This is a genomic window from Bordetella hinzii LMG 13501 (assembly GCF_001548475.1).
Taxonomy (GTDB): domain Bacteria; phylum Pseudomonadota; class Gammaproteobacteria; order Burkholderiales; family Burkholderiaceae_B; genus Bordetella; species Bordetella hinzii.
This window is the reverse complement of sequence record NZ_LRUJ01000073.1, coordinates 1-7,037: the sequence shown is the minus strand read 5'-3', so window position 1 is coordinate 7,037 and position 7,037 is coordinate 1. Positions and strand designations below refer to the sequence as shown.

Here is a 7,037-nt window from a genome sequence, read left to right as displayed (position 1 = left end):
GCCGCGAGCCCGCCGCGCCCCTGCATGCGCTTGCCGCGCAAGCGACGGCCAGCCCGGCCGCCCAACCCCACCACGTGGAGCTGCCGGCCACGCAGGAAGAGGCCCCCAGGCTGGCGGCCGCCGAAGCCGCCGCCGCGCCCGCCGCCGAACCGCTGGCCGCCCTGACGCTGCCCACGCCGCGCCAAGCGGCTGCCGCCGATATGGCGCCGGCCGCACCCGCCCTTCAGGTCAGCACGCCCGTAGGCGCCACGCAATGGGGCCAGGAACTGAGCCGCCAGGTCGTGACGTTCAGCCAGAACCTGGCCCAGGGCAGCCATACCGCCGAGCTGCGCCTGGACCCGCCCGACCTCGGGCCGCTGCGTGTCACGCTGAGCCTGAATGACGGCGTGGCCAGCGCCAGTTTCGTGTCGGCCCATGCCGCCGTGCGCCAGGCCGTGGAGTCGGCGCTGCCGCAGTTGCAGCAGGCCTTGTCGCAGGCGGGGATTTCGCTCGGCCAGACCCATGTCGGCGACCAGGGCCAGCAGGCCATGGGCGGCCAGCCCAATGGGCAATCTTCGGGCAATGCCGCCGGCGGCCAACGCCAGGACGGCGGCTATGCCCAGGGTTCGCCCGAACGCGAGACGGCCCCCGCCCCGCGCGCCCAGGCCCATGACGGACTGGTCAACACCTACGCCTGAACCCCTGTCCACGCCGCGCAGCAATAGGCTGAGATACCCCGCTTTCGCCCTGTTTTTCGCGTGCCTGGGCGCGCGAGACTTGGGGCAGAATCATCCCATCCCGATAACCCGAACCCGAGCCCGAACTCTTTAAACGATGGCCACTTCCAAATCTCCCGCCATGCCTGCTGTCCGTAGCGCTGCCGGTGGCGCCGGCAAGCTGCTGCGCCCCTTGCTGGCGCTGCTGGTCCTTCTGCTCGTGGTCGTGGCCAGCGTGGCGGGAACCTGGTATTTCATGTCCCGCTACCAGCAGCAACAGCTGCAGGCGGCCGTGCAGCTCGGCGTCGGCCAGACCGCGGGCGCCGCGCCGACGACATTCGTGCCCTCGCCCGCCCAGCCGGCCGTGGTGCCCGCGCCGATTTTCATCCCGCTGGAAGCTTTCACGGTCACGCTGCACGACGCCGACGCCGAGCGCATCATGCATGTGGGCCTGACGCTGCGCGTGAGCGACGATCAATCGCGCCAACGCATCGAACGCTATATGCCGGAGGTGCGCAACCGCATCCTGATGATCCTGTCGTCGCAGACGCCGCAATCGGTGCAGACGCTGGACGGCAAGCAAGCCATGGCCAAGACCCTGCAGGCGGCCGTCAACAAACCCTTCTCGCCCCTGCCCGACGGTCAGTTCGTGACCGATGTGCTCTTCACGGCGTTCGTGGTGCAATAAGCATGGCCTACGAGGCATTTCTTTCTCAGGATGAAGTCGATGCGCTGCTGGCCGGCGTCACCGGCGAGAGCGACGATAAACAAAGCCGCCCCGAAGAGCAGGACGGCACGCGCGCCTATGACCTGAGTTCGCCGGACCGCGTCGTGCGCCGGCGCATGCAGACGCTGGAGCTCATCAACGAGCGCTTCGCGCGCAATATGCGCCATGTGCTGCTGAACTTCATGCGGCGCAGCGCCGACATCACCGTCGGCTCGATCAAGATCCTGAAGTACGCGGATTTCGAGCGCAATCTGCCGGTGCCCAGCAATCTGAACATGATCCAGATGAAGCCGCTGCGCGGCACGGCGCTGTTCACCTACGACCCCAGTCTGGTCTTCTTGGTGATCGACAGCCTGTTCGGCGGCGACGGGCGCTATCACACCCGCGTCGAGGGCCGTGATTTCACCACGACCGAGCAGCGCATCATCCGCCGCCTGCTCAACCTGACGCTGGAGAGCTACGGCAAGTCCTGGGATCCGGTGTATCCCATCGAGTTCGAATATGTGCGTTCGGAGATGCACACCAAATTCGCCAGCATCACCGGCGACAACGAAGTGGTGGTGGTGTCTTCCTTCCATATCGAGTTCGGCGCCACGGGCGGCGACCTGAACATCTGCCTGCCCTACTCCATGATCGAGCCGGTGCGCGATCTGCTCACGCGCCCGCTGCAGGATTCGGCGCTCGAGGAAGTCGACCAGCGCTGGTCCCAGCAGCTCTCGCGCCAGGTGCGCAGCGCCGACGTGGACCTGGTGGCCGAATTCGCCCGCATCCCCTCCTCGATCGGCGCGCTCACCCAGCTCAAGGTGGGCGACATCCTGCCGATCGAGATCCCGCAAACCGTTACCGCCCACGTGGACGGCGTACCGCTGATGGAATGCAGCTACGGCGTCTTCAACGGCCAGTACGCCCTGCGCGTACAGAACATGCTCAATCAAGACGACTCCAACGAGGCCCCCGACCATGACTGACACGAACGAGCGGCCCGACCAGACCGGCGCCAGCGCACCCTCCAGCGCGGCCGACGACTGGGCCGACGCGCTCGCCGAACAATCCCGCAACGCGCCGCCCACCCAGGCCGACGGTCTGCGCGGCCAGGACGACTGGGCCAGCGCCATGGCCGAGCAGAACGCCGCCGCCCCGGCCGCGCCCGCCGCTGCGCCTGCGCCTCAATCCGCCGCCCAGACGGTGTTCAAGCCGCTGACCAGCAAGGAAAACGCCGGCGGGGCCGACATCGACCTCATCATGGACGTGCCCGTCCAGCTGACGGTCGAACTGGGCCGCACGCGCCTGACCATCAAGAACCTGCTGCAGCTGGGCCAGGGCTCGGTGGTGGAGCTCGACGGCCTGGCCGGCGAACCGATGGACATCTTCGTCAATGGCTACCTGATCGCCCAAGGCGAAGTGGTGGTGGTCGAGGACAAGTACGGCATCCGCCTGACCGACATCATCACGCCCTCCGAGCGCATCAACCGCCTGAACAACCGCCGCTGAAGCGCCATGAACGAAGCCAGCCTCCTGCGCGTGGTGATCGGCCTGCTGCTGGTCCTGGCGGCCATCCTCGCCGCCGGCTGGCTGGCCCGGCGCGCCGGCATGGGCCAGCGCGCCCAGGGCGCGGTGCTGCGCCAGGTGGCCGCGCAGGCGCTGGGACCGCGCCAGAGCGTGGTCGTCATCGAGGTCGACAAGACCTGGCTGGTGCTGGGCGTGACGCCCGGCCAGATCACCACCTTGCACACCCTCCCCGCCGGCGAAGCCCCCGCGCCCGAGACCGCCACTTTCGCGCACAAGCTCGGCCACGCGCTCAAGCGCCGCTGAGCCCGCCGTTTTGCCACTCATGAAGCCCGCCCTACGCACGAGCCTGCCCCTGCTGGGGATCGCGGCCATCGCCTCCCTGTCATTGTGGCCGGATGGCGCCATCGCCCAGGCCACCCTGCCCGCCCTGACCGCCACGCCCGGCGCCGACGGTTCGCAGACCTATTCGCTCAGCATGCAGACCCTGCTGCTGATGACCTCGCTGTCCTTCCTGCCGGCCGCGCTGCTGATGATGACGGGTTTCACCCGCATCATCATCGTGCTGGGCCTGCTGCGCAGCGCCATGGGCACGGCCATGTCGCCTCCCAACCATGTTTTGGTCGGCATCGCGCTCTTCCTGACCTTCTACACCATGTCGCCGGTGTTCGACAAAATCTATACCGAGGCCTACCAGCCGCTGTCGGCCGGCAGCATCCCGTTCGAAACGGCGGTCGAGCGGGCCGGCGCGCCGCTGCACACCTTCATGCTGCACCAGACGCGCGAGAACGATCTTTCCTTGTTCGCCAACCTGGCCAACATGCCCAAGATCGAGGATCCCTCCAAGGTACCGATGCGCATCCTGATCCCGGCCTTCATCACCAGCGAACTGAAGACCGCCTTCCAGATCGGCTTCACCATCTTCATCCCCTTTCTCATCATCGACCTGGTGGTGGCCAGCGTGCTGATGGCGCTGGGCATGATGATGGTGCCGCCGGTGACCGTCTCCCTGCCCTTCAAGCTCATGCTTTTCGTGCTGGCCGATGGCTGGAACCTGCTGCTGGGCTCGCTGGCCCAGAGCTTCTATCAATGACAGGAGGCTGGCAGCGATGACCGCGGAAACCGTCATGACCATGGCCTACCAGGCCATGAAGATCGCCCTGGCGCTGGCCGGACCGCTATTGCTGGTGACACTGGTGGTGGGCCTGGTCATCAGCGTTTTCCAGGCGGCCACGCAGATCAATGAAATGACCCTGTCCTTCATCCCCAAGCTGCTGGCGATGTGCGGGGTGCTGGTGCTGCTGGGCCCCTGGCTGATCGAACTGCTGGTCGACTACATCCGGCAGCTCATCAGCGGCATTCCCATGCTGATTTCCTGAAGGCCGTGTTCAGCTTCACCATCGATCAGCTCAATGGCTGGATGGGGCAGTTTCTCTGGCCGTTCATACGCATCCTGGCGCTGGTGGGCGCCTCGCCGCTGTTCTCCGAGTCGACCATCCCGGTCAAGGTCAAGATAGGCTTGCCCTTCGTCCTTGCGGCGGCCATCGCCCCGGGACTGCCGCCCATGCCCACGGTCTCGCCCAGCAGCTATGAAGGGCTGCTGCTGCTGGCGCAGCAGGTGCTGATCGGCGTGGCCATGGGCTTCGCCATGCGCGTGGTGTTCGCCGCCGTGCAGACCGCCGGCGAGTACGTCGGCCTGCAGATGGGCCTGTCCTTCGCCTCCTTCTTCGATCCGGCCACCGGCGCCAACACCGCCGTGCTGTCCCGTTTCCTGAACATCATCGCCATGCTGGTCTTCCTGGCGCTGGATGGGCATCTGCTGATGCTGGCCGCCCTGGTGCGCAGCTTCGATGTGCTGCCCCTGACACCCGCCGTGCTGGACCGCAATGGCCTGGGCGTGCTGATCCAGTGGAGCGGCACCGTCTTCGTCTCCGGGCTGCTGCTGTCCCTGCCCCTGGTCTGCGCGCTGCTGACCATCAACCTGGCCATGGGCATCCTCAACCGCGCGGCTCCCCAGCTGACCGTCTTCGCCGTGGGCTTCCCCATCATGCTGACCGTCGGCCTGCTGGTGTTGGCCGTGGTGCTGCCGCACGCCGGCCCTTTCCTGGAGGCCCTCTTCCAGCGCGGCCTGCAGACCATGAGCGACGTGGCGCAGGGCTTTGCCACCCGCTGAGGCGGGCGGCGCTCCCGTCAGGCCACCTCTTCGGCGCGATGCGCCAGGCGCCTGTCCGCGCTCTCGCTTGCCAGGCGGAAGACCTGGATGGTCTCGCGCAGGGCCGACGACTGGCCGCCCAGCTGCGAGACGGCCGTGCCCAGCTGTTGCACCAGGGCGCTGTTCTTCTCCGTCATGCCATCCATCTCGGCCACGGCCTGCTCCATCTGCTCGATGCCGCTGGCCTGCTGTTGCGAGGCCACCGAGATCTCGCCGATGATATCGGTCACGCGGCGCACGGCGTCGACAATTTCCTGCATGGTCGCGCCGGCCTGCTCGGCCTGCGAAGACCCCTCGGTGACGCGGTCCACGGATTCGCTGATCAGGTCCTTGATCTCGCGGGCGGCCTGGGCGCTCTTCTGCGCCAGGCTGCGCACTTCGCCCGCCACCACGGCAAAACCCTTGCCCGACTCGCCCGCGCGGGCGGCCTCGACCGCCGCGTTGAGCGCCAGGATATTGGTCTGGAAGGCGATGCCCTCGATGATGGTGACGATGTCGGCGATGCGGCGCGAGCTGTCGGAGATGCCGTGCATGGTGTGCACCACCTGGTCGACCGCGTCGCCGCCGCGCCGCGCCACGTCCATGCTGCTGGCGGCCAGGTCGTTGGCCTGGCGCGCATGGTCGGCGTTCTGGCGCACCGTCGAGGTCAGCTGCTGCATGCTGGCCGCGGTGCTCTGCAGCGATGCGCTTTGATCGCTGGTGCGCCGCGAAAGCTCCTGGTTGCCCTGCGAAATGCCCATGGCGGCATGCGTCGTGCCGGCGATGCCCGCATACACGTCGCGCGCGATGCCGATCAGGCTCTTGCGCATCACATCCAGCGAAAACGCCAGATTGCCCACCTCGTCCTTGGTGTCGGCGAACACCTGGCTGGTCAGGTTGCCCGCGGCGACTTGGCGCGCCATGTCGGCGGCCTCGCGCAAAGGCCGCAGCACATTGCGCCAGACGCGCCACTGCGCCAGGCCGATGAGCCCGACGCCCGCCAGGGCGCCGGCTACGCCCAGGCCGGCCTGCAGCGGGTCCAGGCCCTGCCACCGGCTTTCGAGCAGCCAGGCGGCCAGGCCGCCGAAAAGCAGGCTGGACAGCAGCGCCGCGCGCAACATCTGCGGGCCGGCGCCGCGGCGCAGCGGCTGGCCCAGGCGCGACAGCAAGCCGCGCCAGCCCGTGGGTACGATCTGCCCGCCTTCGATACGCCAGCCGCGCGCCCGTCCTTGGCGCAATTGCTCATAATGCACCTCGGCCTCTTCGATCTGCTCGTCGGTGGGCCGCACGCGCACCGATGAATAGGCCACCACCTCGCCGTCCTCGAAGATGGGGGTGGCATTGGCCAGCACCCAGTAATAGCCGCCATCCTTGCGGCGGTTCTTCACCACGCCCAGCCATGAGCGGCCGGCCTGCAATGTGCGCCAGAGGTCTTCATAGGCCTCGGCCGGCATATCGGGATGGCGCACGATGTTGTGGGCCTTGCCCATCAATTCTTCGCGATCGAAACCGCTGACCTCGACGAACGCCGGGTTGGCATAGACGATGCGCCCCTTGGTGTCCGTGCGGGATATCAGATACTGATCCTCGCGCAGACGGGTTTCGACATCGTAAATGGGTAGGTTGACGCGCACTGCCTAGTCTCCTGTCTTCTGCCTTGCGACCCCGCGCGCTTCCTGAAGGAAAAAACGATCCGGACAAGCCGGATCGTCGCGGGAAAAAAAGCCGGTCCGGCTGCGCGGACCGCGGGGGGGATCCAGACCGGCTGGATCGTTGGAATGGCTCAGTTCTGCGCCACCATCGGCGCCTGGTAGCCGCCGGTCAAGGTCGGCGTGGCCACATCGATCACCTCGCCGGTGTTGATCTTGAACACCGCCACCGCCTCGGCCAGGTGCTGCGATTGCTCCTGCAGCGCGGC

General features: G+C 67.3%; 10 protein-coding genes. 8 read left to right on the top strand and 2 right to left on the bottom strand.

The annotated features are described in order from the left end of the window. The 8 genes from AXA74_RS23495 to fliR all read left to right on the top strand — a co-directional run. A partial coding sequence (locus AXA74_RS23495; RefSeq protein ID WP_162266995.1) for a flagellar hook-length control protein FliK occupies nt 1-677 on the top strand: 677 nt, incomplete at its 5' end. Nucleotides 678-813: 136 nt separating this feature from the next. Further along, a complete protein-coding gene (gene fliL, locus AXA74_RS23490; protein ID WP_029581235.1) occupies nt 814-1,383 on the top strand; it encodes a flagellar basal body-associated protein FliL in 570 nt (189 codons plus the stop codon). 2 nt (nt 1,384-1,385) lie between these two features. Then, on the top strand, nt 1,386-2,390 hold the full coding sequence (gene fliM, locus AXA74_RS23485) for a flagellar motor switch protein FliM (protein ID WP_029581236.1): 1,005 nt from the start codon (nt 1,386-1,388) through the stop codon (nt 2,388-2,390). Continuing rightward, nucleotides 2,383-2,913, top strand: a complete 531-nt coding sequence (fliN, locus tag AXA74_RS23480; RefSeq protein WP_029581237.1) for a flagellar motor switch protein FliN — start codon at nt 2,383-2,385, stop codon at nt 2,911-2,913. Before fliM ends, fliN begins: the two co-directional genes overlap by 8 nt. 6 nt (nt 2,914-2,919) lie before the next feature. Beyond that, nucleotides 2,920-3,234 carry a flagellar biosynthetic protein FliO gene (gene fliO, locus AXA74_RS23475; protein ID WP_029581238.1) on the top strand — a complete coding sequence of 105 codons (315 nt, stop codon included), beginning with the start codon at nt 2,920-2,922 and terminating at the stop codon, nt 3,232-3,234. Between the two features lie 19 nt (nt 3,235-3,253). Beyond that, on the top strand, nt 3,254-4,021 hold the full coding sequence (fliP, locus tag AXA74_RS23470; RefSeq protein ID WP_029581239.1) for a flagellar type III secretion system pore protein FliP: 768 nt from the start codon (nt 3,254-3,256) through the stop codon (nt 4,019-4,021). A gap of 16 nt (nt 4,022-4,037) precedes the next feature. Next, the gene (fliQ, locus tag AXA74_RS23465; RefSeq protein ID WP_032956713.1) at nt 4,038-4,307 is read left to right on the top strand and encodes a flagellar biosynthesis protein FliQ; all 270 of its coding nucleotides are present in this window, start codon (nt 4,038-4,040) and stop codon (nt 4,305-4,307) included. Nucleotides 4,308-4,312: 5 nt separating this feature from the next. After that, nucleotides 4,313-5,101, top strand: a complete 789-nt coding sequence (gene fliR / locus AXA74_RS23460; RefSeq protein ID WP_029581241.1) for a flagellar biosynthetic protein FliR — start codon at nt 4,313-4,315, stop codon at nt 5,099-5,101. A 17-nt stretch (nt 5,102-5,118) separates the two neighbouring features. Here fliR and AXA74_RS23455 read toward each other — a convergent pair whose 3' ends face one another. Together AXA74_RS23455 and AXA74_RS24745 are read right to left on the bottom strand one after the other, a co-directional pair. Further along, nucleotides 5,119-6,753, bottom strand: coding sequence for a methyl-accepting chemotaxis protein (locus tag AXA74_RS23455; RefSeq protein ID WP_048940173.1), 1,635 nt, complete (start codon nt 6,751-6,753; stop codon nt 5,119-5,121). 149 nt (nt 6,754-6,902) lie between these two features. Further along, a partial coding sequence (locus AXA74_RS24745; RefSeq protein WP_155680923.1) for a chemotaxis protein occupies nt 6,903-7,037 on the bottom strand: 135 nt, incomplete at its 5' end.

What these genes read in the sequence shown, in the direction of transcription:
- fliL (WP_029581235.1), top strand. Translation starts at nt 814, where the DNA reads ATGGCCACTTCCAAATCTCCCGCCATGCCTGCTGTCCGTAGCGCTGCC.
- fliM (WP_029581236.1), top strand. Translation starts at nt 1,386, where the DNA reads ATGGCCTACGAGGCATTTCTTTCTCAGGATGAAGTCGATGCGCTGCTG.
- fliN (WP_029581237.1), top strand. Translation starts at nt 2,383, where the DNA reads ATGACTGACACGAACGAGCGGCCCGACCAGACCGGCGCCAGCGCACCC.
- fliO (WP_029581238.1), top strand. Translation starts at nt 2,920, where the DNA reads ATGAACGAAGCCAGCCTCCTGCGCGTGGTGATCGGCCTGCTGCTGGTC.
- fliP (WP_029581239.1), top strand. Translation starts at nt 3,254, where the DNA reads ATGAAGCCCGCCCTACGCACGAGCCTGCCCCTGCTGGGGATCGCGGCC.
- fliQ (WP_032956713.1), top strand. Translation starts at nt 4,038, where the DNA reads ATGACCGCGGAAACCGTCATGACCATGGCCTACCAGGCCATGAAGATC.